At 44.8% G+C, this 26,227-nt stretch carries 19 protein-coding genes; 12 read left to right on the forward strand and 7 right to left on the reverse strand.

Annotation, left to right across the window (positions count from 1 at the left end):
• Positions 1-226 precede the first annotated feature (226 nt).
• Complete coding sequence (locus LHL20_RS11945; RefSeq protein WP_226433515.1) at positions 227-1,066, forward strand: class II glutamine amidotransferase; 840 nt, start codon at positions 227-229, stop codon at positions 1,064-1,066.
• Positions 1,067-1,105: 39 nt separating this feature from the next.
• On the opposite strand, the gene LHL20_RS11950 is transcribed toward LHL20_RS11945, so the two are convergent.
• Positions 1,106-2,017 carry a LysR family transcriptional regulator gene (locus tag LHL20_RS11950; protein WP_226433458.1) on the reverse strand — a complete coding sequence of 304 codons (912 nt, stop codon included), beginning with the start codon at positions 2,015-2,017 and terminating at the stop codon, positions 1,106-1,108.
• A gap of 109 nt (positions 2,018-2,126) precedes the next feature.
• Here LHL20_RS11950 and LHL20_RS11955 point away from each other — a divergent pair, with 109 nt between their 5' ends.
• Positions 2,127-2,642, forward strand: coding sequence for a lactoylglutathione lyase family protein (locus LHL20_RS11955; RefSeq protein WP_226433459.1), 516 nt, complete (start codon positions 2,127-2,129; stop codon positions 2,640-2,642).
• A gap of 114 nt (positions 2,643-2,756) precedes the next feature.
• Here LHL20_RS11955 and LHL20_RS11960 read toward each other — a convergent pair whose 3' ends face one another.
• From LHL20_RS11960 to LHL20_RS11975, 4 genes are all read right to left on the reverse strand, one after another.
• A complete protein-coding gene (locus LHL20_RS11960; protein ID WP_226433460.1) occupies positions 2,757-3,398 on the reverse strand; it encodes an MBL fold metallo-hydrolase in 642 nt (213 codons plus the stop codon).
• Positions 3,399-3,462: 64 nt separating this feature from the next.
• Entirely contained in the window at positions 3,463-4,788 is a 1,326-nt protein-coding gene (locus LHL20_RS11965; RefSeq protein WP_226433461.1) for an APC family permease, read from the reverse strand.
• Between the two features lie 6 nt (positions 4,789-4,794).
• Positions 4,795-6,528 carry an amidohydrolase gene (locus LHL20_RS11970; RefSeq protein WP_226433462.1) on the reverse strand — a complete coding sequence of 578 codons (1,734 nt, stop codon included), beginning with the start codon at positions 6,526-6,528 and terminating at the stop codon, positions 4,795-4,797.
• Between the two features lie 4 nt (positions 6,529-6,532).
• Positions 6,533-7,561: a serine/threonine dehydratase gene (locus tag LHL20_RS11975; RefSeq protein ID WP_226433463.1), complete on the reverse strand. Its 1,029-nt coding sequence runs from the start codon at positions 7,559-7,561 to the stop codon at positions 6,533-6,535.
• Positions 7,562-7,679: 118 nt separating this feature from the next.
• Between LHL20_RS11975 and LHL20_RS11980 the strand changes: the two genes are divergently transcribed.
• Both LHL20_RS11980 and LHL20_RS11985 read left to right on the forward strand, forming a co-directional pair.
• Positions 7,680-10,643, forward strand: coding sequence for a putative bifunctional diguanylate cyclase/phosphodiesterase (locus tag LHL20_RS11980; protein ID WP_226433464.1), 2,964 nt, complete (start codon positions 7,680-7,682; stop codon positions 10,641-10,643).
• A gap of 12 nt (positions 10,644-10,655) precedes the next feature.
• On the forward strand, positions 10,656-11,030 hold the full coding sequence (locus tag LHL20_RS11985; RefSeq protein WP_159627791.1) for a PH domain-containing protein: 375 nt from the start codon (positions 10,656-10,658) through the stop codon (positions 11,028-11,030).
• A 67-nt stretch (positions 11,031-11,097) separates the two neighbouring features.
• Here the strand turns inward: LHL20_RS11985 and LHL20_RS11990 are convergent, their stop codons facing one another.
• Positions 11,098-12,948 (reverse strand): S8 family serine peptidase, encoded by a 1,851-nt coding sequence (locus tag LHL20_RS11990; protein ID WP_226433465.1) that lies wholly within the window; start codon positions 12,946-12,948, stop codon positions 11,098-11,100.
• A 206-nt stretch (positions 12,949-13,154) separates the two neighbouring features.
• The gene (locus LHL20_RS11995) at positions 13,155-15,365 is read right to left on the reverse strand and encodes a S9 family peptidase (protein WP_226433466.1); all 2,211 of its coding nucleotides are present in this window, start codon (positions 15,363-15,365) and stop codon (positions 13,155-13,157) included.
• Positions 15,366-15,435: 70 nt separating this feature from the next.
• Here LHL20_RS11995 and LHL20_RS12000 point away from each other — a divergent pair, with 70 nt between their 5' ends.
• The 8 genes from LHL20_RS12000 to LHL20_RS12035 all read left to right on the forward strand — a co-directional run bounded on the left by LHL20_RS12000 (position 15,436) and on the right by LHL20_RS12035 (position 26,154).
• Positions 15,436-16,056, forward strand: coding sequence for an NAD(P)H-binding protein (locus tag LHL20_RS12000; RefSeq protein ID WP_159627797.1), 621 nt, complete (start codon positions 15,436-15,438; stop codon positions 16,054-16,056).
• 120 nt (positions 16,057-16,176) lie between these two features.
• Complete coding sequence (locus LHL20_RS12005) at positions 16,177-16,881, forward strand: tRNA1(Val) (adenine(37)-N6)-methyltransferase (protein ID WP_226433467.1); 705 nt, start codon at positions 16,177-16,179, stop codon at positions 16,879-16,881.
• A 15-nt stretch (positions 16,882-16,896) separates the two neighbouring features.
• On the forward strand, positions 16,897-17,406 hold the full coding sequence (locus LHL20_RS12010) for a YgjV family protein (protein WP_202262517.1): 510 nt from the start codon (positions 16,897-16,899) through the stop codon (positions 17,404-17,406).
• A gap of 230 nt (positions 17,407-17,636) precedes the next feature.
• Positions 17,637-18,209 (forward strand): hypothetical protein, encoded by a 573-nt coding sequence (locus LHL20_RS12015; protein WP_226433468.1) that lies wholly within the window; start codon positions 17,637-17,639, stop codon positions 18,207-18,209.
• Positions 18,187-20,409, forward strand: a complete 2,223-nt coding sequence (gene bcsA / locus LHL20_RS12020) for a UDP-forming cellulose synthase catalytic subunit (RefSeq protein WP_226433469.1) — start codon at positions 18,187-18,189, stop codon at positions 20,407-20,409. Before LHL20_RS12015 ends, bcsA begins: the two co-directional genes overlap by 23 nt.
• Complete coding sequence (locus tag LHL20_RS12025) at positions 20,409-22,685, forward strand: cellulose biosynthesis cyclic di-GMP-binding regulatory protein BcsB (RefSeq protein ID WP_226433470.1); 2,277 nt, start codon at positions 20,409-20,411, stop codon at positions 22,683-22,685. Before bcsA ends, LHL20_RS12025 begins: the two co-directional genes overlap by 1 nt.
• Positions 22,679-23,758 (forward strand): glycosyl hydrolase family 8, encoded by a 1,080-nt coding sequence (locus LHL20_RS12030; RefSeq protein WP_226433471.1) that lies wholly within the window; start codon positions 22,679-22,681, stop codon positions 23,756-23,758. Before LHL20_RS12025 ends, LHL20_RS12030 begins: the two co-directional genes overlap by 7 nt.
• The gene (locus tag LHL20_RS12035) at positions 23,755-26,154 is read left to right on the forward strand and encodes a cellulose synthase subunit BcsC-related outer membrane protein (protein ID WP_226433472.1); all 2,400 of its coding nucleotides are present in this window, start codon (positions 23,755-23,757) and stop codon (positions 26,152-26,154) included. The genes LHL20_RS12030 and LHL20_RS12035 overlap by 4 nt, the downstream gene beginning before the upstream one ends.
• Positions 26,155-26,227 lie beyond the last annotated feature (73 nt).

The raw sequence follows: 26,227 nt of genomic DNA on the forward strand, positions 1-26,227 counted from the left end.
GCACACTTATGTAGATGGCTACACGACGTGTGCACTTCCTTGTCTAAATGCTAAACACTTTGCTGCAAAAACGTACGGCAAAGGTCAACACGCTCTAGTTTAACGAGGAGCCAACTAATGTTGGCTCCTTTGTCGGTTAACCCTAAGGACGAATTGATTAGTAGACATACCTTGCGTATGCTCTGGCAGACTATAGTTATTAACTGATATGAAGGCAGAACAGGCGGTGTGTGAACTTTTAGGCATGAGTGCCAATACTCCTACGGATTTGTGTTTTAGTTTCACAGGGCTAACCCGTCGTGGTGGTGAAACCGGCCCTCACAAAGACGGCTGGGGCGTTGCATTTTACGAAGGTAAGGGAGTTCGAATGTTTCATGACCCTGAACCTTGTGCCACATCGCCCATTGCCGATTTTGTATCAACCTTGCCTATTAAGAGTAAAAACGCAATTTGTCATATTAGGCAAGCCAATGTTGGCAATATTAATCTTGCCAATACGCATCCTTTTACGCGTGAGTTATGGGGCCGATATTGGGTTTTTGCGCACAATGGGCAACTTCCGCAATTTACACCTTCAAGCGGAGTATATGAAGCCGTCGGGGATACCGATAGCGAATCGTTGTTTTGCGATATTATGAATAATGTGCGGCAGAACCTTTCTCGTAATACAGCGCCAGAAGCGCTTGCACAAACACTCGTTACTTTAGCGCAGCGTTATGCTCAACAAGGCGTTTTTAATTGCTTATTAAGTAACGGCGATTGGCTGTTCACGTTTTGCAGTACCAAACTTGCTAGTATTACGCGTCGGGCACCTTTTGGCCCTGCATGCCTAAAAGATGTCGAAGTGGAAATTGATTTTGCCGCTGAAACTACCCCTAAAGATGTGGTAAGCATTATCGCTACCGAGCCGCTAACCAATGATGAGCAATGGGACATTTATGAACGCGGTGAGTGGAAACTGTGGCAAGAGGGCGAAGTGATTGCTTGTGGTAAAGTTGATGTACCGGAACACAAAAAAGAATCTGAAATGGTGTCACCAGACCCTTCTCTTCACTCACGTTGTTAAATAACAATCCAATGCCAGCTGCAATATGTTAGATATGCACTATGACAACACGTCATGCAGTGTATCTTTAATCAGTTGATAGCGGGCGGGTAGTGAACTATGCGGTGTTTGCACACAGTATAGCGGCTCTGTTACCTCATTTGGACCATCATGAACCGTCAACTTACTTGCAACATGGGTGTATGCTAGCGTGCTTTTTGGGAGCACTGTAAATCCATGCCCTTCACTGACCGGCAGAAGAATTTGTGACAACTGGTTGATATAGCCTGAATGAGGCAGCTTGTTTGGATTTAGGCTTGCAAGTTTTTCCTCGCCACTGTCTTTGATGTAACGCTGTAAGTAGTGCATCGCATCGGGATGATTGATCAATCCAAGCTGGTTTAATCGCCTATCAATAGGGATTGGGTTACCGTCTTTGCTGCCCTTTATTGGCATTGCTGCTTTGGGGAGTATAAGCGCGAGTGTTTCCTCACCGACATAGGTGCAGTCAATATCTTCTGTGCTAGGACTATTAGTCACTATTCCAAGGGCAATACTGTTTTCTCGAATGCCCTGTAAGATAGTACGTCGAGGTGCAACTTCAACATGAATGGTCAGTGCGCGATGAACTGATTGTAATTTAAGTAAGGCAGGGTAGATACGTTGCGCTATCGCACCAGAGCACGCCACCACACATTTACCTTCGAACGGAGCATCAAACTGCAGGCTTTCGATAAAGTCTTGTTCTTTGTTTATTTGGGCACGAGCATACTCATACACCCGTCTGCCTTGTTCAGTCAGCTGAATGCCTTTACCCAATCTCACGACTAGTTCGCATCGGCATGCTTCTTCTAGTTTCTTAAGATGCTGGCTTACACCGGGCTGCGTCATAAATCGTTGCTCGGCCGTTCTCGTAAAATTTCCGGTCTCTACGAGCGTTATAAACGTATCTAACCATGTTGGATTGAGCATAGGTATAAATTTAAATTATCAATTTGAGAATTAATGATAATTTCATGTTTTCTGTATGTCTAGCTACCATAAATGCACTTTCAATTAAGCAAAATCGCAGGAGTGAGTTATGACTGAAGCAGTAAAGACACCGTACCCACGTACGTTTTCGCACATAGGCATTTCAGTACCTGATCTAGAAGCCGCAGTGAAGTTTTATACTGAAGTACTTGGTTGGTATCTGATTATGAAGCCAACTGAAATTGTTGAAGATGACTCGGCCATCGGGGAGATGTGTACTGATGTGTTTGGCCCAGGGTGGGGGAAGTTTCGCATAGCGCACCTTTCAACTGGCGATCGCGTAGGTGTAGAAATTTTTGAGTTTAGTAACCAAGAGGACCCAGAGGATAATTTCGAGTACTGGAAAACCGGTATTTTCCATTTCTGTGTTCAAGACCCAGATGTGGAAGGGTTAGCTGAAAAGATCGTTGCCGCGGGTGGTAAAAAGCGTATGAAAGCCCCTCGCTACTATTACCCGGGTGAAAAGCCATATCGTATGATTTACATGGAAGACCCATTTGGCAATATATTAGAAATTTATAGCCACAGCTATGAATTACACTATGCCAGCGGCGCTTACGAATAAGCACAGAGCCGATATTATAAAGTGCGTGTTGAGCTTTGCCGAATAAAGCGAAACGCAAAGTGCAGCACGCATTATTTCATATAACCATACCTTTGATTAATCTAAACCTTCGATTTAACCAAACCTTCCCGATACGTAGGGATTTGATGACTTTTCTTTAGCAACGGTTGTTGTTGGCCCATGTCCCGGATAAATAGTCATATCATCTGGTAATACCATGATTTTCTGCTTTATCGAATCGATAAGTTGTTGATGATTGCCTTGAGGAAAGTCGGTACGGCCAATAGAGCCTGCGAAAATAATATCCCCCACAATGACCTTGTTGCTCGCGCGCTCAACCAGTGCAACATGCCCCGGGGTGTGGCCCGGACAATGCAGGACATCAAGGGAAAGGTTTCCTACTTGAACTGAGTCGTTGTCGTTTAACCATGTATGCGGTGTGAACGGTTCAGCGGGTGGGAACCCAAACATTTGGCTTTGTTGTAACAATGCATCTAACCAGAATTTATCTCCAATATGTGGGCCTACAATCGGTACGCCATAATGCTCGGCTATTGCTACTGTGCCGCCCACGTGATCAAGGTGACCATGGGTGAGTATTATCTTGTCTATATCGATTCCGCGCGCTGATGCTGCCGCGATCAGTTTATCGGTCTCACCACCGGGGTCGACGAACGCGCCCTTGTTGGTCGATGGATCCCAAATTAGTGAACAATTTTGGGCAAAGGGGGTAACAGGAATAACGACAATTTCCACGTAAAAACCTTTTTATATTGCGAAATCAATATCGCGCATTATACATCGCTAGCCTTTAGCTGCATTATCGCGCGTGAGTTCTGCTGCAAATAGTGTAGAGAAGCGCTCCTACTACAAGTTCACCAAGTAAGAACTGCCATGCACTTGTCGAACATTGTGTGACTGACCAGATGCATACTAAAAGCGCTACAAAAGGTAGCAGACGATTAACGATAGTGGGTGACTGAGTGAGTTCGTGCTGAGCACGGATAAGCACAACAATACACACTGCATATACGACAAGTCTTGCAAGTACACTGGAAATAGCAAGCCATACAAAGCTGCCACTTAATGCCATGAGCCCAGCAAAAATACCCAAGACCAGTATAGATATGTGCGGTGTAGCAAACCGTTGATGCACGCGACCTAGGCCATTTTTCCCTAACTTACCAGGTATCAGAGATTGGTGCGCCATAGAGTAGGTTAAGCGCGAGGTAGAAATCATATTAGCCAGAAGGTTTCCTGCCACCGACACTACCGCCGTGAATGTCATGACCAGCGCTCCAGTGTTGCCGAATATGATGTTTGCCAACGTGATAAGTGGTGCATTTTGTTGTGGTTCAAGTTGCTGTTGTGTGCCAACGGTATGCCAGTAAAGCCATTGTACACAGAAGTAAAACAAGGCGATGCTGGCCACAGTGAACATTAATGCGCGCGGAATAGTTTTCTTTGGCGAGCTTGTTTCGCCGCTTGTCACTACAACGGTTTCAAACCCGATAAACGCATATAAGGTTAAAAGCGCACCGGCTGAGATAGTATCCAACGCTGGGATCACAAGTGCATTGTCTTGAGATGTATTAAACACGCTGAGGTCTAGTTGCCAATAACCCACAGCAATAAGCACGACAAAAGGGAGTAACTTTACTAACGAGAGTGTATCTAGTGATCGCATTGCGGCTTTTAAGCCCACAATGTTCACCGTAATTAACGCTGTTGTTATCACAACGATGGCGATAGATTTACCAATGCCTGTATTCAGCTCAGGCCATAAATATCCCGCATACAGCAAGAGTACATGCATATTTGCGGCAATTGCCGTTGCCCTAGCAAGATAGTAAATAAAACCCGTTTGAAAGGCAGCGGCATCACCGAATCCATTTCTGGCATACACTACAGGGCCACCCGTTTCTTGATACAGGCTTGCAAGTTGCCCAAAACACCATACAACGGTGAGCATAAGGGCACCGAAAATCAAAAATATGTACGGGCTAAATGCGCCAAGTTCGGCAGCCATCTTGGCGGGCAGCGCAAAAATACCTGCACCAATTAAGCCATTTAAAACTAACAAGGCGGCGCCAAGGCCGCCAATACCGCGGCTCAACAAGCCAGCGTTCGAAACAGAATGTCGCATACAGTATTAATTGCTTTCAAATACATTTTTGCCTGCCACATAAGTAGCATGTACTTTTGTTTTCCAAATATCTTTAGCATCAATTGTAAAAATATCTTGGTCTACAAGGATAAAGTCGGCCCATTTTCCTGGCGTTAGCGTGCCAAGGGTATCTTCCATGTGGCCGGCGTATGCGGCATCCAGAGTAAAGCCCTTAAACGCTTGTTCGATGGTCAGCGCCTCATGAGCATACCAACCTTTTACTGGCTGGTTATTGCGATCTTGGCGGGTAACCGCTGCATGAAGACCGTAGAAGGGGTTAGCAAGTTCTACGGGGAAGTCAGAGCCCAGCGGCAACGCTATACCTGAATCAAGCAGTGTCTTCCATGCATAAGCGCCTTTCATTCTGTCTTTTCCAATGCGATCCTCAGCCATGTTTTTATCACTCGTTGCGTGAGTGGGCTGCATAGAAGGCAGTACTTTCAAAGCAGCAAAACGAGCAAGGTCGTCTGGCGCAATAACCTGAGCATGCTCAATGCGATTACGAAGCTCGCTACCGCCAATAGTGTCAAAGGTCGACTCAAACTCGTTCAGTGCAACATGGTTAGCTTTGTCGCCAATGGCATGGTAGTTAAGCTGAAAACCTGCACCAATAACGGTTGTGAAAAGCTGAGTCATATCTTCAGGTTGCGTTAACAACAAACCGTGCTGATGAGGTGCGTCTGAGTAAGGGGCAAGTAGTGCAGCACCTCTACTTCCTAAGGCGCCATCGCCATACGCTTTTACTGAGCGAATATACAAGAAATCTTGTTTATCGCGAATTACACCATTGCCAAGCATGGTAGAAAGCTCGGGATCTGTCGCGCTAACCATAGCGTAAATGCGCACAGGTAAATCGCCCTCTACAGCTTCTTTTAGGTAGAAGTCGTAAACGTCTCTACTTACACCCGCATCGTGCATCGATGTGATGCCATTTGATAGTAAGTGCTCACCTGCTGCGTGAAGTTGCTGTTCGTATATCGCATTGCTGGCTTTAGGCAGATATTCTTCAATCAACAACGATGCATTATCAATAAAAATGCCCGTAGGATTTCCATTTGCATCTTTAATTATTTCTCCACCAACCGGCGAAACGGTATCTTTGGTGATCCCAGCTAGCGCCATGGCTTTGCTGTTGACCCATGCGGCGTGGCCATCAACACGGGTCAGAAATACAGGGCGGTCCGATACCACGTTGTCTAAATCTGCGGCAGTTGGAAATGCTTTGTCTGACCACAGCTCTTGGTTCCACCCTCTGCCTGTTATCCACGACTGCGTATTGTTAGCAAAGGCGTAATCAGCCACCATACTGGCGGCATCTTGTGCACTTTTGCTGTCGCGTAAATTCACCTCAAGTAGATTCGCGCCAAGGCCAAGCAAGTGCCCGTGAGCATCAATAAGCCCAGGAAGCATCACTTTTCCGTCACCATCAATGGTACTGTCAATGTCGAATTTCGAGCTGTCCTTGGTTGGCGAAATATTTACCGCTACAACTTTTCCGTCTTCCATCACCAAGTTCGAAAAGGTCATGAGTTTGCCATCATTATCAAGCGTGTACCCTTTGACATTATCAACTAACGTTGCTGCGTGAGTAACACTTGATAGGGCGCCTAAACAAACACTCAGCGCCAAAATAGATGCGCGCGCTAAGCAAGATTGTCTTATCGAATTAAGTCCACTTAGTGCTACTTGAGTGGTTGTCGGGTAGGGAGTTGTACTCATATCGTTATTCTTCTTCCATGTTATCGTCGGTATCTAAAATGGGGGGCTGCAGTAAAAAGTCGCGTTCCCAAATTTTAGTCATTGCAGTCTGACTGATATTTCCGCCAGATAGTATGACCAGCGCAGTTTGCCCTTTAGGCGTATTCGCTGCCCAAGACGCGACAGCCGCCATTGTCATGGCACAGGTGGGCTCAATATGCAGTTTTAATAAATGATGAAGCCATTGTGTCCAGTAAGCGATTTGAATTTCGTCTACTTCATAAAAGTCGTCAAGCTCTTGTAAAATGGGAAAGGTAATGTCACCTACCGATGGAGTGGCCGCGCCGTCAGCGAGCGTGGTTGGCGCTTCTTTAAGCGCAATAATTTCTCCGGCTTGCAGTGACATTGAGGCGTCGTTTGCAGCGGCAGGCTCCGCGCCAATCACTAAGGCATCAGGTTGTAGTGCTTTAGTTGCTAGCAAAGTGCCAGATAGCAGCCCTCCACCTCCGCACGGAGCAAATACAGCATCAACATGGCCAACTTCCTCGAGGGCTTCCAGTGCGGCGGTGCCTTGACCGGCAATTATGTCTTCGTGATTAAACGGTGGCATCCATACCGTATCGCTCGCTTTTGCCGCTTCTTTTACGGCATTATCGGCCTCGATACGGGTTGGAAACAGTTTGAGGTCTGCACCATAACTTTGTGTTGCGGCAGCTTTTATAGGGGATATGTTCTCACTTGCAAATACTGTCGCCTTTATTCCAAAGTGTGCTGCCGCATAAGCAACGGCTTGAGCATGATTTCCAGAACTATTGGCTACTACGTATTTCGGCAAGTGGCCTTCTTCTTTTAAACGAGCGAGAAAATTCATTGCGCCGCGGATCTTGAAAGCACCTATGGTTTGCAGGCATTCCGCTTTAAACAGAATACGCTGTCCCATCCACTCATTAAGTAAGCTTGATTCGACAATAGGCGTCTGTTTTACGTGTTGTTTTATTCGCTCAAAAGCCTGTTTAATGCTCTCGAACGTAGGCATTGAAGACGTTGAATTCATGTAACTAGCGCTCTTTTTTATTTATAAGTCCTACGTTATCACTGTAAATAGGACAATTCATAATATTTTCATATTTCTCGCGTAGGCTTTGCACGCAAGCGTTCAACGAGTGTTCCCCATGTTAAAACGAATAAATCATCGCGTTTATGCTTTACCGACGATGTTATTCATATTCCTTAGTACATTGTTTTTATCCGCAGGGATTTATCTTCAAGAAGATGAAAAGCGGGCACGAATTTCCAAAGCACAGTCTGTTGCTGAACAAGTCAAAATTAGCTTGGAAGTATTTTCAACCGAACGAGTTCAAGCTATTCACAACCTTATGCTGAATTGGCCTACCTTCGAACCTAATCAGGTTGATTGGTTTAATGCGCAAGCTATGTCACTAATGGGCATGCAAAAAGGGTTTAGTTCGCTGGTCTTCATAAATGAGAAGGGCACGATACAGTGGGTCGCCACACCGTCTTTGGGCATGCGAACACGCATTGATAATGCACTTATAGGCCTACCTATGGATGCATTGGGTTTAACTATCGCCAACTTATCTGAATCACTGGAAAGCACGCTTATTTTTTCTGAAAAGACCAACCATCACCATATATTGGTTGGCCGCGCTATCAGTCCGCAAGAGCCTGAACATGGCTATGTGGTAGCAGGGTTCGATGTTCAGACTATTTTAGGAGTAATGCTAGGAGAGCTAGTGGGGCCTCAATTTAACTTTGAGATGATTGCCGATGACAGTTTGTTATTTAAGAGCGGTGAACTGATTAGCGATGGTACTATTGTGTCGCTTTCGCCGTTTCCTTTTATTGAACGCCAGTTAGTGCTGTCGATGCAGTCTCTACTTAGTCCTTACAATCCTGGAATGTTGGTAATTGTGATAGGGTTACTGATGTCTGCCTTAGTCAGTTACGTGTTTCACAAACAACTCAAAGGCGCCCTAAAGCTTTCGGCTAGTCAGCAGCGTTATCTCACTGCCAGCGAGGCTTCTCTTGATGCGTTACTTATCTATCAACCCAAAGCTGATGATTTTCAGTTGGTTGAAGCGAACTCCTACAGCAAATATCTATTTCGAGGCGCATGTGACGAACTGAAAGAGATGACGCTATCCGAACAGATGCGCTACCTGTGTTTTGACGGCGACTTTGTACGTGTTACTCAAGTCGCTACAACAGGCGTACCTTATGAAGCGCATATCGCAGCAACATCCGATAAGGTCGCGCCAGAATGGCTTAAGGTGCAAGTGGTTAAGGCGGGCAGCAACATTGCGATAACCATACGCGACGTCACCGAACGCTTTAGAGCTCAGCAAGATTTAAAGCGCAGCGAAGAGCGCTATCGGCGTCTTGTGGACGGCATGCAACGTCACTTCGTTTACACCAAAACTGCCGAGCACAGCTTTGTTTATGTGAGTGCAGGTATTGAAGATATATTGGGCTACAACACCAAAGATTTTTGTGCTGATGAGTCTAAATTTGTAAGGCAAGTGCCTGACGAGACATTTGAGATACGCCAAACCATTGCACGAGGCGAAAAGCCAGAGCCATATTTAGTTCACTATCGTGGTAAATCTGGACATGATCATATTATCGAGTTTTCCGACACGCCTATTTTAGATGAAGATGGCTTGCTGATTGCCGTGGAAGGTATTGCTCGCGATGTAACCAAAGAACTCGCTCTGCAAGAAGAGGTGTACTTTCAGGCAAATCACGATCAACTTACAGGGCTACTCAACCGCTATGCCTTTGACGCACAGCTTCGTTCGTTGTTGAGCGACTTAACACAAGACAAAGCAAGCGCGTCCCCCAGTACTAATATCACCCCGATATCACTACATGAGCAATGCAGTGCACAAGTGAAGCAAAGCGTAATGTGCTTTGTTGATATGGACCGCTTCAAGCTGGTTAATGACAGTTGCGGCCATCCCGCTGGCGACAAGTTGCTAAAAGAAATTTCTACCATATTTAGGCAATATGTAAATAGCAAAGACCTGTTGGCACGTATTGGTGGCGATGAGTTTTGTATTATCTTTAGAAATCAACGCTTAGACGACGTTACAAAGGTACTTGATAAACTGCTTATTGCGATTTCTAACTACCGCTTTGTGTACGATGATAAGCTATTTTTTGTTGGTGCCAGCATTGGTGTTATTGAGATAAACACCAGCACAACGAGTGCAGAAGCGCTAATTAAAGCGGCTGATAACGCCTGCTACAAAGCAAAACACTTAGGTCGCAATCGTTACTTTGTGTATAGGGAAAGCGATGGTCAAATGGCGATTGACGATAGTGAAAATCAGGTACTGCACGCGCTTCATCGTGCGCTGCAAAACGATGGCTTTGAATTGTATAGCCAAGCCATAATGCCTTTGTCTGTGCCTGACGGTGCACATACTTCACAGCTCCAACACTACGAAATTTTATTGCGACTTAATTCAAACGAGGGAGGCTTGGTAAGCCCAGGGTTATTTATACCGCTCGCTGAACGTCATGGTCTGATGAATAAAGTGGATTTATGGGTAGTGGAGAATACGCTTAAAACACTAGAGCAAAACCCTGCTCATATCGACAATGTTGGAAAAGTCGCGATCAATTTATCGGGCATTACCCTAGGTGACGAAATGGCGCTGCATAAAATTACACAGCGCCTTCAAAGCACGAGTGTACCTGCTGAAAAAATCTGCTTTGAGATCACAGAAACCACCGCGGTAACTAACCTTAACGCGGCCAAACACTTTATTTCGACGCTGCGTGATATCGGTTGTAGCTTCGCACTCGATGATTTTGGTGCGGGTATGTCTTCATTTACTTACCTTAAAAACCTAGACGTAGACTATGTAAAGATTGACGGTTCCTTTGTTCGAAACATTGTTCACGATCCAATCGATCATGCTACAGTAACTGCGATAAATAATATTGCGCATAGCATGGGTAAACAAACTGTGGCTGAATTTGTTGTTGATAAAGCAACAGCAGATGTGCTTCGTGAGTTAAAGGTCGATTATGGGCAGGGTTTTGCCTTAGACAAACCCAAGCCACTTGCGCATCGAGTTCAATGGCGAGTAAAACTTGCCTCTGCCTAGAAGGAAATTGATATGGGCTTATTTGATACTATCATGGGAAATGCCAGTGAGACGGATGCCTCGGACGTTCAGGAAGAATTGTCACCAATCCTTGCAGACAATGAAGTGGTGACGTCAGCATTTAAACTAGTCCGTGACTTAAGTGTTTTCACTAATAAACGTCTTATCCTTATTGATAAACAAGGTTTGACTGGACGCAAGGTGAACTATCATTCAATTCCGTATAAATCGATTACGCAGTTTATTGTAGAGACTGCGGGGCACTTCGATACGGATGCAGAACTCAAAATATGGCTTTCAGGAAAAGCTGACGCTATCGAAATTGAATTGAGCGCATCGTCTGCCCAAGCTGTTCAGAAAAACCTAGCAACGCAATTGTTTGCTTAATAGGGCTGATTCGAATAATAAAAAAGCGGGCTACATGCCCGCTTTTGTGTGTCAGTAATAATGTGTTTTAAAATACAACACTTACTGTTGCAGAACAGGTCGTAGTGCCTGCTTCACATACTTGATAGCTGTAAGTGCCGCCGCCTTTCACATTCAAGGCGTCAGTATAAGCACCATCGTTGGCTGTTGTCGCAATAACACTGCCGTTGCGATAAACATCAACATTTGATGATGTAGCATCTGCCCAAGAAAGATCTACGCGTTGCGTACCTTTTACTTTGTAGCCTGTAGCGCTCAGCGTTAGGTCACCCGTACCGCCTGTATCACCGCCGCCATTGTCGCCACCGCCGTTACCGCCAGCACAACCATTTTGAGTAAGGTAAGCGTCCATATCGGCAGCTTTTACAATACCGTATCCGAAGAAGTCATCTTTACCTGCTGCACCTGCATCTTGTGCAGTTGCTTTCAGTGCGCTACGAATTTCTTCACCGCTACACGTAGGGTGATTCGACCATACCAATGCTGCAATACCTGCTACTGCTGGTGTTGCCATTGATGTACCGCTCATGTAACCGTAATCGCTTGCGCCAATAGAAATATCGATAGTGCTTGAGGCAACTAGAGCACTTCTATCTTCAAATGCAGCGCCGACCGCCGGAATGCTTGTATCGTTGGTATCACCTAGTGTGCCGTAAAGCATGCCCGGTTCGTTATTAATAACAACCGCACCTACGCCACCAGAAAGTTCACAGTTATTAACTTTGTCATAAAACGACACGCTACCACGGTCGATGACACACACTTTGCCTGCCGCATTTGCATCAACACTGTCACCCAATCCGAAGAAATAAGTAGACGCTGATGCGTTTCCTGTATTTTCCATCGCAGATGAAGCGAACCCAACGCCATCTGCACTCATTGTTGAAAGTGAGGCGCCGCCTGCTGGATAGGTTGAAAGCGTGTCAACACCACCAGCGGTAACTTCCACACAGATGGTTTCATCTGTGGTTACGCGCTTGCCGCGACCAGACGTACATGAAGGATATTGAGAGAAATCAGCAATGTTGTTGTCGGCATCGTTTGCACCAATCATCATGACTGAAGAGTAGCCTGCTGGGTATGAACGCACGCTGTTGCCATCGTTACCAGCAGCCGCTACAACCAGACCACCTGCAGCAACGAAGTCTTTAAAGGCATTTTCTTCGGTAGAGTTTGCACCACCGCCACCAAGACTCATGTTGATAATATTAGCCCCTGCCTGCGAACAAAGCTGAGCAGCTTGTGCTAAGTCAGATGAGTAACCCCAACCTGCTGCGTTGAATACCTTAATGATATGCATATCAACGCCCGGTGCCATACCTACAACACCAAAGCCGTTATCTGCAGCACCGATTGTGCCCGCTACGTGTGTGCCGTGTGGGCCGCCGTTATCAAACCAGTTACCTGTACCTGGATCGTTGTCACCAGTAATGCCTGCCCAGTTAAAGTCAGCATTAGATGAGTCTAAACCCGAATCTATAACGCATACCTTCATGCCAGCATTGCTGTTAAATGCTACTTGATCGGCTTGTGATTGATATACTGCGTAAGGAGTAAGCTGGGTTTGCTCAGGGTTGCCCGCATCATCGTTGTACAGTGCCATAGGCTTACGTACTAAGTCTGCTTCGACTAACTTAACGTGTGGGTTATTCAAAATACCTTTTACGTCATCTAGCGACTTACCGCTAAATGTTGCTGCAATAAAGCCATCGGCATCAACGTGAATGTCCGCACCAGATTGCTTCGCAATTGCTTTCACAATGCCTTTTGCGTTGTTGTCTACTTGGATAATGTAACGGTCGTTTTCTGCAAGAGCGCTGAAGCTTGAAAGTGCTAAACCAGCCGCGATAAGAGAAGGGGTAAATTTATTATTTTTCATAGGTACCACTTTATTCCACCTGTTGTTTAATCCCACTTTTATATTTGTTTTTTACAGTGGGTAAGCAAAATGCTCACTTTCGAACCTACACTATGAAGAAAAATTTAACAAACCTTGTAGCAAAAAATTATTATAAAGTTTAATACGCAAAAAAAAGGGTATAACGATAAATTTCAGTTATACCCTTATATATCATCTAGTTATTTCTATTTTAGCGTTCTTTCAAAGAAATTGGTTATTGTCTTGTATAAGTGAATACCCGTTTGCTTTCCGCGAATGCTGTGTTTCTTACCCGGGTAATCCATGGTTTCAAATGGAATAGCCAAGTCTTGCAGATGCTTGTATAGCATTGTTGAATGGGTAAACAGCACATTGTCGTCAGCCATTCCGTGGTAAATAAGCAAGTCGCCTTTTAAGTCTTTCGCATAAGGGAATACTGACGATGCAGTATATGCATCATTGTCGGTGTTAGGGTTGCCCATGTAGCGTTCTGTATAATGCGTATCGTACAAACGCCAATCGGTCACCGGTGCACCAGACACCCCTGCTGCAAAGTAATCGCTTGCTTTGAACATGGTCATAAGCGTCATATAACCGCCATAACTGTGGCCGTGTACACCTATTCGCGTAGCATCAACAAATGGAAGTGTGCGTAAGAACTCAACGCCTGCTACTTGATCATCAACTTCAATAAAGCCCATCTTCTTATAGATTGGATCTTCAAAGCCTTTGCCGCGATAGTTTGAGCCGCGGTTATCTAGCGTAAACACTACGTATCCTTGGTCTACCCAGTGTTGGAAAAGTAAACCGCGATTGCCTGCCCAGCTATTCGTCACTACTTGGGCGTGTGGGCCGCCGTATAAGTAAACGATAACAGGGTGTTTTTGTTGCGGGTTTTCTTTCGCGCTTTGTGGCGTGTAGATGCGGTATTTAAGTGTTGCACCGTCTTTAGTCGTAATGTCACCAAATTCAGGCGCTGTCCAGCTGTCCATGTAGGCGTAAAGCGGGTGGCCTTGTTCAACCTTATTCTCTTCAAGCCACGTAATACGCTTACCCGACGCGTCGTTTAGGCTAACTTGAGCAGGTGAATTGATGGTAGAGAAGCGGTCAATAAAGATTGACGCATCTTTACTGAACGCTGCGCTGTGATAGGCACCAAGCTCAGTTACGCGACTGATCTCACCGCCATCTAGAGAAACGCTGTAAACATGGCTTTCTAGTGGCGTGTCCTTGCGACCAGAAAAGTAAAGTTGATTGTTAGCAAGGTCGATGGCTTCTACATCATCAACAACCCAGTCGCCTTTTGTTAGCTGTTTAACTAACTTGCCGCTGTTGTCGAAAAGGTAAAGGTGCTTGTAACCATCTCGCTCTGACGCCCAAATAAACTGGCCCTTATCTTTTAAGAAATAAAGGTCGTCGTGCAGATTAACCCAAGTGCTGCTGGTTTCGGTTAATAGCACATTTTGCTTACCTGACAAAAGGTCAAATGCACGAAGCTCTAGCGTTTGCTGGTCGCGGGTTTGCCATTGATAAGTAAACGTTGTGCTATTTGGCATCCATTTGCCGCGTGCAAAGTAAATGTCTTTATTTTCGCCTAGGTCAACCCACGTACGTTTGCCGGTATTTATGTCTTGAATAGCGAGCTCTACCACAACATTCGGCGTTCCTGCCTTAGGGTATTTTTGCTCGATAAGTTTGATATCGTCAGCATAAATTTCTGAACGGGTAATAACCTCAACCGGGCTTTCATCCACTTTAGTGAAAGCAATTTTACTTTCGTCGCCAGACCACCAGTAGCCTGTCATACGGCCCATTTCTTCCTGTGCGACAAACTCAGCCATACCGAACTTAATGTTGCCACCACCTTCTTTGGTGATAGCCATCTCTTTGCCAGACGCGATGTGTTTTACGTATAGGTTTTGGTCGCGAATAAAAGAAATGTAATTGCCTTTGGGCGATAGTTTGATATCGGTTTCGAATGCGTCGGTATCAAGAAGCTGCTTTGCGCCTTTCTCACCGAGCTTGTGATAAAATACATCACCGCCAAGTGGGAATAAAAGGGCTTTACCGTCATCAGACCATTGATAGCTTACAATGCCGCTACCCGATAAACGCATACGCTCGCGTCGCGCTTTTTCCTCGTCTGATAAAACTTCTTCGCCGCTAGATAAATCGTTAGAGTCGAATAGCATGCGGGTCTCACCACTTTCGATGTGGTATTCCCATAAATCAAGACGTTCGTAATCGGTTTGTTTACCTTTTAAGAAGGTTACGCGTTGTCCATCGGGGGATACCTTTAATGAACGCGGTGCGTTGCCATCTAACGAGGGAGAAGAGAAAATACGCTCAATAGTGAGCGTTTCAGCGTTTAAAGCAGTAGAGAGCATAGCGGCTCCAATCAAAAGGGCTTTTTTCATTTTTATCTGCATATTTACCTGTCGAAGGTTTAATTGTAGAGAAACCAGTTAATGATACAAGGTGTGAAGTATGAAAACCGCAATCGTGCTAGGAGCGACAGGTTTGGTGGGACGAACGCTTGTAAATATACTTTTACAAGATAGACGTTATACAGAAATCACCTGTTTAGTGAGAAAACCGCTATCGGCGCAGATGTTTAATGACCCTCATAAAAGGTTAAAACCAGTTGTTATCGATTTCGATAATCTGCAGGACTATCAGGGGTATTTTAGTGTTAATCACGTGTACTGTTGTTTGGGAACAACACTAAAGACCGCAGGCTCAAAGCAAGCGTTTCGCCGTGTAGACTTTGAATTTGTGCACGTTGCGGCGCAGCTAACACGAGCACAACGCGCTGATAGCTTTGTGTGGATTTCATCAGTGGGTGCAGATGCCAAAAGTAGTAATTTTTATTTGCGAGTAAAAGGTGAGCTAGAAAACGCCATAATGCGCATGCCTCAACTTCCGCACGCCTCTGCCGTTCGCCCCTCTTTGTTACTCGGGGAGCGCAATGAATCACGCTTTCTAGAAGATATTGCACAGAAAACTGCGCCAATATGGCAAACAGTAATGAAAGGACCACTAAAAAAGTATCGTCCTGTTCATGCTATTGACGTTGCTAGGAATATGATGTCTCTGCAAAAGTGGTAGAATAGTACCGCGTATTTGAAGTTAGTGCGTAGTAGACAAACAGGCTTATTGGAAAGCAAGTCACTAATATCAGTTATTAAGTGTGGTAGTTCTATCATGTTTCATTGTAAGCAGTTTTCTGTGGCGCAAGACAACTGTGCCATGAAGGTCAATACCGATAGCATGATATTGGGAAGTTGGGCTAATGTTCAAACCGCAAGCTCAATTCTTGACGTTGGAACGGGGTCGGGAATATTAGCCCTGATGATGGCTCAAAAGTCGCAAAACTCGCCAACAAAGGCGTTTATTGATGCGATTGAAATTGATGATAACGCTGCAAAACAAGCATCACTAAACTTTGCCAATACAAAGTGGTCGTCAAGATTGCGCCTTATTCATTGTGATGTCACACAATTTAATACATCACAACCTTATGACGTGATAATTGCTAACCCACCTTATTTCGACGCAAACACGAAAAACACAAATGCCTATCGCTTGCAAACGAGTGCGCGAACCGTTGCTCGGCAAACTACAAATTTAAGCCCTAGTGATTTTTTTCGCTTTTGCACCAAAAATTTAGCTAATGAGGGCGTGATCTACTGTGTTTATCCGTACTCATCATTAACTGAAGTAATGAATTGTGCCGCTACACACAACTTACACCTCTCGCGGGTATTACATGTAAAGCACAATAGTCAAAGCCAACCCTATCTATGTGCCATGCGATTTAGCCGGCATAAAATAAGAGAAGTGTTACCAGAGCACCTTGTTATACGTACACAGGACAACGCGTATACCACTGAGTTTAAAAATTTGTGTAAACCGTTTTATTTAAAATTCTAACAAGAGAACTTTTTCATGCTCATTGTCGCTGAAGCGTTTGGAGCGCTTGCTGTCATTCTTAATTTTATCGGCTATCGACAAAATAATGTCGACCGTTACTTGCTTATTTCTGCTTTTGCGCTGGCCGCACTAAGTGCTCACTTCTTTATGCTTGATGCTATGGCTGCAGGTGTTGGCACATTACTCGCGAGTTTGCGAAATTTTATTGCTATTAAATACCGTAGCAACGGCATACTGTTTTTATTTGTCGGGGTTAATGTAGGTTTCTTGTTGTACGAGTGGTTTGTACTGTCACATCCTTGGATTATTTTTATTGCCTATGCGTCTTCCCTTATATTTACCGTCGGCTCGTTAGTCATTCGCGATACACACACAATTCGTAAAGTTTTTCTTGTCGCGGAAACGCTAGGGCTTATTTACGCTTTTTCTGTAGGCAGTATTTTCGGCACAGTATTTAATGTGAGCAACTTAATCAGCATTGTAAGCAAGCTGAAAATTCAGCGCAGCGTAAAAAAGCACAAATAATCATCGCCTTTGCCCCTTGCTTTAAAGGCGGGGGGCGCCGTCCTTTCCACCCTCAAAAACCTCTCTACGCTCTGCCAATACTCACTATCCCAAAGTTTAATAAGCTAAAGTTCAATGGCAGATAAGGTATTAAAGCGTATTATTATTAATCAATAAGTATGATTTCAGCAATTTTTCCTCAGGAAGAGTGGAAGTAGACTCGATATGTAGTGATGAGAGGAGTGTGCGTAGTGAAATTATTCGATAATTCGCAACAATTTGGTGATGTTAAAGCGCTTGAACATAAACGTGTTGGTACGTCTTGCGGCGATAATGCCGAAAACGTTATTGATGCTGCGCACCACTTTACTGACACCATCGCAGGCGAAGAAAAGCCGCTACTGGTGGATGCGCGCACAACGCTCGAAACTGAAACACTGTGGAAGCGACGTCTTAAAATGTTGCTGGATGCGGAAAATAATCTTATTAAAGTTATACGCTTACGTAAAATTACTGGTATATTTACCGTAGCAAGTATGGCTATGTTTTTATTTTCCCTGTACGTGGCTCCAACGATGTCACCAGCACTTTTCTACGGTTTATTCGCGTTATCAGTGTTTGGCTTTGTGACTTATCCTGCTTGGTTAGTAGCAAGTAAAAGCAATAAGAAACAAAGGGATGCGATTTCTAGAATGTTCTATATGAGCAACCACGAAGTTGATATGTCTGATGGCAAGATCACGTTAATTAACAGGGCGAACTATGCGAATGTAACGCATATAAACGTACTGGAACGTGAACTTGGACAATTGGCAAACTCATAGACCTCACTATACAACACAGTTTTTTGTACTATTTTGGGTTGCAGCGCTTTTATTAGGGCTTCTTCTGCTTGCGCCTATTGATGCTCTTGGGCAACTTTTCTCTTCTGTCACCATTCTTATTGTTATTTCGCTTTGCAGCAAAGAGGCGAATCACGCACAAAAACACCAACACTTTTTTCGTACACTAGCACTAGTCTTAGCGGTTGCGTTGAGTATCCGTTATTTGCTTTGGCGCGGCATTTATACGCTCAAATATTCCGATGTATTGTCGTTAATTGCGGTTTGGTTGCTGTTTGCGGCAGAAATCTACGCGGGGATCACCTCGATACTGGGCGCAATCGTGAACGCCTTTCCACTCAGTCGTCCCTTGTTGACCTTAGAAGGAATGGATAAAGCAACATTGCCTACCGTAGATGTCATGATCCCCAGTTACAATGAAGATGAAGACATTCTGGAAGTGACAATTCGGGCTGCAAAAATGCTCGATTATCCTGAAGACAAGTTATTTATTCACTTGCTAGATGATGGTGGTACCGATCAGAAAATCAACGCTGATAATCCCATAGCAGCGCAAACGGCCAAGCAGCGACGGTCGGATTTGCAGGCACTATGTAAACGGTTAGAGATTACCTATCACACCCGGGCAAAAAATGAGTTTGCTAAAGCCGGTAACGTAAATAGCGCAATTAAAAACACCCAAGGTGAATTGATTGTTATTTTAGATGCTGATCATGTCCCCACGTCTGACTTTTTGGATAGGACCGTGCCATGGATGCTGAAAAACGAGAAAGTGTTCTTAGTACAAACGCCTCACTTTATGGCAAACCCTGACCCGGTTGAACGAAACTACTTTTCTGCGTTTACTCGAATGCCTTCAGAAAACGACATGTTCTATGGCACCATCCAAAAAGGGCTCGATTACTGGGGAAGTTCTTTTTTCTGTGGTTCTGCTGCACTTATGCGTCGCGCCCATCTAAATTTAGTGGGTGGAATATCCGGAGAATCAATTACCGAAGATGCAGAAACAGCGTTAGATTTGCATAAAATGGGCTATGAGTCCGTTTATGTAGACAGACCAATGGTAAGTGGTTTAGCACCTGAAACCTTCGATGCATTCATTCAGCAGCGTATGCGCTGGGCGCAAGGTATGACCCAGATCCTGCTGCTTAAAAAGCCCTATAAAGCGCAAGGGTTAAAGTGGTATCAGCGAGTAGGCTACATGAGTTCAATCATGTTTTGGCTTTTTCCTTTTGCACGCATCATTTTTCTGCTTATGCCATTGGCTTACTTGGTGTTTGATTTACAGGTTTATCACGCCTCTATGCTCGAAATTCTCGCATTTACCGTCCCGCATGTTATTGCCACTTACACTATCTCAACGATGTTGTTTGGGCGAACGCGCTGGCCTCTGGTGTCAGAATTGTATGAAATTTTGCAGTGTGCCTTTACGCTGAATGCGTTGGTTAAAGTGTTTCTCAAGCCAAGAGCGCCTTCTTTTGTGGTTACACCAAAAGGAGAGAGTCTTGATCATACCTTTGTTTCACCGCTCTCTAATGTGTTTTATTGGCTAATACTGATTATTACTTTTGCCTTGTTTGCAGGCGTGTACAAGTTTATTACCGAGCCACTCACTCGCGAGCTGACAGTGGTAGTAATGCTATGGAATAGCTTTAATTTGCTTTTGTTGCTATCAGTAATGAGTGTACTTCTAGAGCGCAAACAAGTGCGTGCTCAAGCGCGCTTGCCTGCTACTAACAGCGTTGTCATTAAAGCGGGAAGCGATGAAGCGTGGGTTGGCGATCTTATTGACTTATCGTTAGGTGGTGCTCGATTGCGCCTGAAAGGCGAAGGTGCGCTTGTACCCAAGCAAGCTATATTTACATCATGGAGTCATGCGCAAAATAAGAATGTACATATTCCAATTGACGTTTTGCACTATGACAGTGAATCAAAAATTTTGCGTGTACGGTTTGCGCCTGAAACCGATACGCAAATAAACGAGGTGGTATCATTTGCGCTTTGCGATAGCTTGCGCTGGATGTCATTTCAACGCAGGCGAACTCGAGCGATATCGTATTGGTACGGTGTAAAGCATGTGCTTAAGGTAGGCATAAAGCCTGTCTTTCTTCACGTGCTTGTTTTAATGGGAAAAGTTGCCGGAAGAATTGGACTTTATATCAAACCGGCAAAGGAAAAATAATGATAAAAAAATACCTTACATTATGTGCGTGTTTATTGATGTCTTTCTCGCTTTGTGCGCAAACGGAAACATTTCGATTAACCGATTTCTTTGGTGGTGACAGTACGCTCCGTATGCAGGGAAAATCGGATAGTGTCGATATTGCTATCCCGCTAAGTGCCGTTACCGATATCGACAATGCGTTACTTCGACTTGAAGTCGTCAGCTCGCAAGCATTAATCAAAAAGCGCTCTCAACTTTATGTTCGCTTCAATAATGCCACCATTGGTCAAATTGCCTTTGATCCAGATCGCCCCTCGCTGGTGTCTGAAATGACGATCCCCAAAACCCTGTGGCGCCCTGGTTTTAATACCCTTACGTTCGCTGTTAGTCAGCATTATGCAGAACAATGTGTAAACGGTAACGCACCTGAATTGTGGAGTGAGATTAATATCTACAACTCTACGCTTAAACTGACGACATCGATAAATGAAAGCGAATTCACGCTTGATGAACTGAGTGGCTTTTTCAACCCCGGTATAGGTGGGCAGCGTGCAGTTTCGCTTTACACGGCAAAAGCGCCTTCTCTTGAAATACAACAAACAACGTTACCGCTTGTGGCCCAAGCGTTAGCATTGCGCAATCAATATCAACCATTGTCAGTGTCTCACGATGTGTTCGAAGCAAGCTATGTGTTACCTGAAATTAACAATACGCAAGGCGACTATTGGCAACAAGACAACGTGCAACGTTTTGAACGCAGTGCATGGTACCTAACGTCACAACCAAAGCAGCCAGTGCATGTGTTAGTGGGGACTGCCGCCGAACTCGCTGCTGTATTGACAGATGAACTCACTAACGAGATTGATGGTGCATTTTTACGTGCACAGCGCACCCCCGCGGTCATTGCCAACGATAAGGTTATCGTGCCCGCGAGTTATCGACTTATTGTCAGTGGAACGACTGAGGAAGAAGTTCACCAGGCCGCAAAGGCCTTAGCGGTAATGGATGATGCGTTGAATCCAATTAGCCAAGTGACCGTACTTTCGCAATCAGAGATGGACGCCGGTAAAGTTCAGCGTCACAGAGTATTGGCGCCTGGTCAGCACTATACGTTTGAAGATTTTGGCATATCGACAGCACAGTTTAGAAACGAAAATGACTTTAATAAGCGCGTGTCATTTAGGTTGCCGGCTGATTTCTATGTGCCCGAAAATGCCAGTGTGAAGTTATTATTGGATTTTGCCTATGGCGCTGGTTTTGGCCCTGGTTCAATTATGAACGTGAGCGTAAATGACGAGTTGGTACACGGTCTTTCGTTAACCAACACGAACGGACAATCTTATCGAGATTATCAGCTGTCGATACCTGCGCGTTATTTTAAAGGTGGTACAAACAATATTGATTTTGATATTACCTCACGCGCTCCGCTTGCTGGTGTACCCTGTGATGATATTCCAGGATCACATTTGGTGTTTCAACTAGATAATTCTTCGGGTATTGATTTGCCTTCGGCAGGTCATGTGGCCGTTCAGCCGGACTTGGCGTTACTTTCTGAGGCGGCTTATCCTTTTGCACGGTTTAAATCAGCACCTATCGCAACCATTAATGCGCCAAGTGAAGCATTTCTAAACAGTGCGTTAACCTTGGCGGCTAAACTTGCTCAGGTAGCGCGAGCGCCACTGTTGAACTTACAAATTAAAATAGGAAATAATTTGGATACAGAGGGTTCGCTTATTGTATTGGGTACACCACAAACCCTTACGCAAGTTGAACAATCGGAATTTAATACTGCAATTGAAGCCAGCAAGCGTTGGTCTTACCGCTTGCAAAACAACTTGTACAATCATGTACGTACGTTAAGTGAAGACTTGTCTTTTAAAGAGATGCGAGTTGATGGCCATACCGTGCAAGAAAGTGACTTAGGGCAGCAGGCGATTCTAACTGCTCAACAGCATCCTACTGCGACCCAGCGAGAGACACTATTTATTGTCGCGGCACAAACACCTGAAATACTACATCAGCGTATTCAAGACCTAGTGAGCTTGTCGATGTGGGGCCAATTGGCAGGTGATTTCTTTGCATGGAAAGATAATTTATCACCCGCACTAGTAATGCAGATCAGTGACAAATTTGAAGTGGGTGAAGCTGATGATAGCTGGTTGCATCTGCGTTTGTGGTTGTCGAATAATCCATGGTATTGGCTGATAGGCTTTATCGCTCTTGTCCTAATTGTAAGCTTCGTCATGTATACGTTGCTTAAGCGCAGAAACAAACAAGTGCAAGACGCATGGTAAAGCGTATATTTCACGGGTTAGTAGTGGCGTTAGTTGTGCTACTAGCCTCGTGTTCTACACAACAAGACCTGACTTTCGTAAAGTATTTTGCGGCATACAAAGCGCTGTTTATTGATGACGGGCGCGTTCTAGATACGGGTAATGGCAATGTGTCGCACAGTGAAGGGCAAGGCTACGCCATGCTGTTTGCTGTGGGGGCTAACGATAAAGATACCTTTGATGCGTTATGGCAGTGGTCGCAGCGTGTGTTGCAGCGAGAAGATAAACTTTTTAGTTGGCGCTATCGCCCCTGTCCAACTCATGATCGCGCGTGTATTGACGACATTAACAACGCATCTGATGGCGAAATTTTAATTGCTTGGGCATTACTTCGCGCTGCTGATAAATGGGGCGACGAAGATTATGCTTCTGCGGCAACAGCTATCATTGATAAAGTGGAATCAACGCTTATCAAAGATACTGAACAGCTTACCTTACTACTTCCTGGTGAATTCGGTTTTGAGGATGATAGCAGTGTCCAAGTTAACTTGTCGTACTGGATTTTTCCTGCACTAAAGGACATTGCACAGCACGCCAATCAACCCGAAAAGTGGAATCAGCTTTATACGAGTGGCTTGGCACTGCTCGCAAAATCGCAATTTTCTCAATATGGGCTACCCAGTGATTGGGTCAGGGTCGAAAACAGCATTGGCAACCGCGTAGACAACAATCACCGTAAAGAAGTGAGACTGTCATTAGATAAGGTCATTTCTGCTGAATATGGCTTCAATGCCGTACGTATACCGCTGCATTTAGCGTGGAGTGGTTCAAGCACTATTGAGCAGCATTCCACATTGTTTGAACCATTTAATGCGTGGTGGGAGCAGCCAAAAACACCGGCTACCGTGAATTTACTGACAGAAAAAGTAGCAGATTATGAGATGACGGTGGGGATGCGTGCTGTAGAAACTGCTGTATCTCACCTAACACAAGGTACAGAGGTAGATTGGCCTGAAATAAATCGCACCACAGACTATTACTCAGCAAGTTTAACATTGCTGTCTATGTTGGCTGTTATGGATAATCCGTCGTGAGTAATTTGAACAATGTTTTGTATCTCAGTGTAGCGACTGCGTTACTAATGAGTGTTGACGTATTGGCTCAGACCAGTACAACGTATCAAGAAAAAGAGCTCAATATTGCGCCATTAGCGTCTCAGCAACCAGATACAACAGGGTTGTGGTACCACATCAATGAAAAACAAATACGTCTTGCAAATGAAGAGTTTTATCGACTAAAAGCGGAATATCCTCGTTGGGAAATACCCGATGAAGTAATAACTGCTTTGGAGCGCATTAATGGAAAAACTAACCAAAACGTGCAGTCTGTTCCCTCACAGGTAGAAAAACCAGCACAAGAAGTTCAGCCAAAGCCTGAAGCACCGCTAGAAGCATTCGCTGCGCTAACGCCAAAAGCGCGGGCGGCAGCGAGCACGACAAAAGTGAAACAGCTTGCAACGCTCAGTAATGCGATGAATCGCACTGATTTTTATCTGTTGATAGGGTGGACCGCGCTTGACAAAAACATGCTTGATGTCGCGCAACAGCAATTTGAGCAGGCGAAAGGCATTGCAACTCTCGATAGCCAAAAGCAGTCGGTTGAGCAAGGACTAAATGGCGTTAAAGGCGTTAAAGTACAGCAAGCATTGTCGTTAAATGACTTTGAAAAACTGCAACAGTATCTCAATAACGATAGCAGCGGTTACGTGGCGCAACTGCTACAAGGAAAAGCATGGAACTATTACGATGCGCAGCAGTTCGAGTTGGCGGCCATGCTTTTCGCGCTAATAGGCGATAACGAAGGCCAGTACGTTACCTTCGTTGCGAGCAACAAAGTAGACGAGGCTTTTACACTAGCGTGTAGTATTAATTCAGAAATATTCTTACGTCGATGTGCCGATGCTCTGGCTGAACGACAAGTTCGTTTTTATGAAGTACAAGCGTATAGCAAAAGCATAGATGCCGCGTTGCAGTTAGAAAAAATCAGAGTATTAACACTTGAAGAGCGCGCGCTGCTTGGTTGGGCATCAAAAGAACGCGGCGATGTAGCCGCTGCAACAAGTGCGTTTGAAGAAGTGCTTTCTAACACTCCCCAAAATGAAGTTATCGCCAATGAACTGGTAACCTTAAATCGTGACGATAGCGCTACCCTTGGGCGCTTAGCGTTAAAATATCCTCAAATAAAAAGGCAGCTTCAACAACAAACGGTACAAAACGCCTGGCCCAGAAAACAATTTTTGTACGCCTATTTGAATGAAGACGAACGCGTAACTACCGCCCAAACTAAAGATGCTTTTACCGCACTATATGGCGTAAATGTACGCCAGCGCAGCGGACAAGATGGTTTGGGGAATTTTGATGTAGTTAGTCAGTACGTAGGCATAGGCAGCACCTATGATAAGTGGTTGTGGCAAGTCACCTTCGACTATAAGCAATTTTACAGTGGAACACCGTCGCAGGGAGATTGGTTTGCTGGTGGCCAGTTAGACGATGCAGTGTCTGCACCTTTTGAAGGCATATCTGGCTTTGAAGATACAGGTGTTCGCGGTGAAGTGCTGTATCAAGCTGACGCATTTAATTTTTACGCTAACCTAGAGTACGGCATGTTTTCACAACCTGTTGATGCCGAGGTAACCGGGCAGCTTTCGGCTACCGGCTTTTTTACCGATATGACGGTGGCGGCAACGCTGTTCAGGCAAGCAAAAGAAGATAGCTTATTAAGTCAAACCGGTACGTTTAATAGTAATCATCAACAGCCATGGGGATATGTTATAGAAGAGGGCGCTCGGCTATTGGCTGCTTATGTCGTTGCACCTAAGTGGTCAGCGGCGACTACTGCTCAATTAAGTACGCTTAAAGGCGATCGGGTTGACGATAATAACGCGTTCTCACTGCGCTTTGATATTAGCTACGATGTGGCAGAGGATGTTTCTTCCTACTTAGACTACTGGCGCGTGGGTCCTTTCGTGAGTTACAACAGCTATGATAAGAATTTAAGTGGGTTTACTTATGGTAATGGCGGCTATTTTAGTCCGGATTATTTCGTTAGCGTGGGTGGCTATTCAGAACTACTCACATTGGAAACCCTAAATTGGCAGTTAAAGTTGCGCAGTGCGTTAGCGCTTTCAAGAGTGAAGCAGCAAAATGAACTGCGCTTTCCTCTGAGTGACTTTTTTGATGATCCTGACGATGCATTAGCAAGACTAGACTACGATCGCAGCACAGGGTTAAGCGGTAATATTATGGCTGAAGGGCAATACCGAATTACCGACAAATGGATAGTAGCGGGTTACATAGGCAAAGCATTTGCTGTGGAGTATCAGGCTTTTGAAGCTGGTATTCAGATAAGATGGCGCCAGGGCAAGGGCACAGGTGTTACCAGCGACGAATTAATCTTGTCATCACCGCGACGCAGCGGCTTTGCACTGTAGCGGTATGCTGCGATCCAAACAAAAAACGCGGAGTTGTCTTTAATCAACTCCGCGTTTTATAGTAATTTGCTCT

This window comes from Alteromonas sp. McT4-15, assembly GCF_020515205.1.
In the GTDB taxonomy this organism is placed as follows: domain Bacteria; phylum Pseudomonadota; class Gammaproteobacteria; order Enterobacterales; family Alteromonadaceae; genus Alteromonas.

Bases quoted from the DNA above. Each gene is read 5' to 3' on its own strand.
- LHL20_RS11985 (WP_159627791.1), top strand. From the start codon at position 10,656: ATGGGCTTATTTGATACTATCATGGGAAATGCCAGTGAGACGGATGCC.
- LHL20_RS11990 (WP_226433465.1), bottom strand. From the start codon at position 12,948: ATGAAAAATAATAAATTTACCCCTTCTCTTATCGCGGCTGGTTTAGCA.
- LHL20_RS12030 (WP_226433471.1), top strand. From the start codon at position 22,679: ATGGTAAAGCGTATATTTCACGGGTTAGTAGTGGCGTTAGTTGTGCTA.
- LHL20_RS12025 (WP_226433470.1), top strand. From the start codon at position 20,409: ATGATAAAAAAATACCTTACATTATGTGCGTGTTTATTGATGTCTTTC.
- LHL20_RS12000 (WP_159627797.1), top strand. From the start codon at position 15,436: ATGAAAACCGCAATCGTGCTAGGAGCGACAGGTTTGGTGGGACGAACG.
- LHL20_RS11995 (WP_226433466.1), bottom strand. From the start codon at position 15,365: ATGAAAAAAGCCCTTTTGATTGGAGCCGCTATGCTCTCTACTGCTTTA.
- LHL20_RS11975 (WP_226433463.1), bottom strand. From the start codon at position 7,561: ATGAATTCAACGTCTTCAATGCCTACGTTCGAGAGCATTAAACAGGCT.
- LHL20_RS12010 (WP_202262517.1), top strand. From the start codon at position 16,897: ATGCTCATTGTCGCTGAAGCGTTTGGAGCGCTTGCTGTCATTCTTAAT.
- LHL20_RS11965 (WP_226433461.1), bottom strand. From the start codon at position 4,788: ATGCGACATTCTGTTTCGAACGCTGGCTTGTTGAGCCGCGGTATTGGC.
- LHL20_RS11950 (WP_226433458.1), bottom strand. From the start codon at position 2,017: ATGCTCAATCCAACATGGTTAGATACGTTTATAACGCTCGTAGAGACC.
- LHL20_RS11970 (WP_226433462.1), bottom strand. From the start codon at position 6,528: ATGAGTACAACTCCCTACCCGACAACCACTCAAGTAGCACTAAGTGGA.
- LHL20_RS11980 (WP_226433464.1), top strand. From the start codon at position 7,680: ATGTTAAAACGAATAAATCATCGCGTTTATGCTTTACCGACGATGTTA.
- LHL20_RS11955 (WP_226433459.1), top strand. From the start codon at position 2,127: ATGACTGAAGCAGTAAAGACACCGTACCCACGTACGTTTTCGCACATA.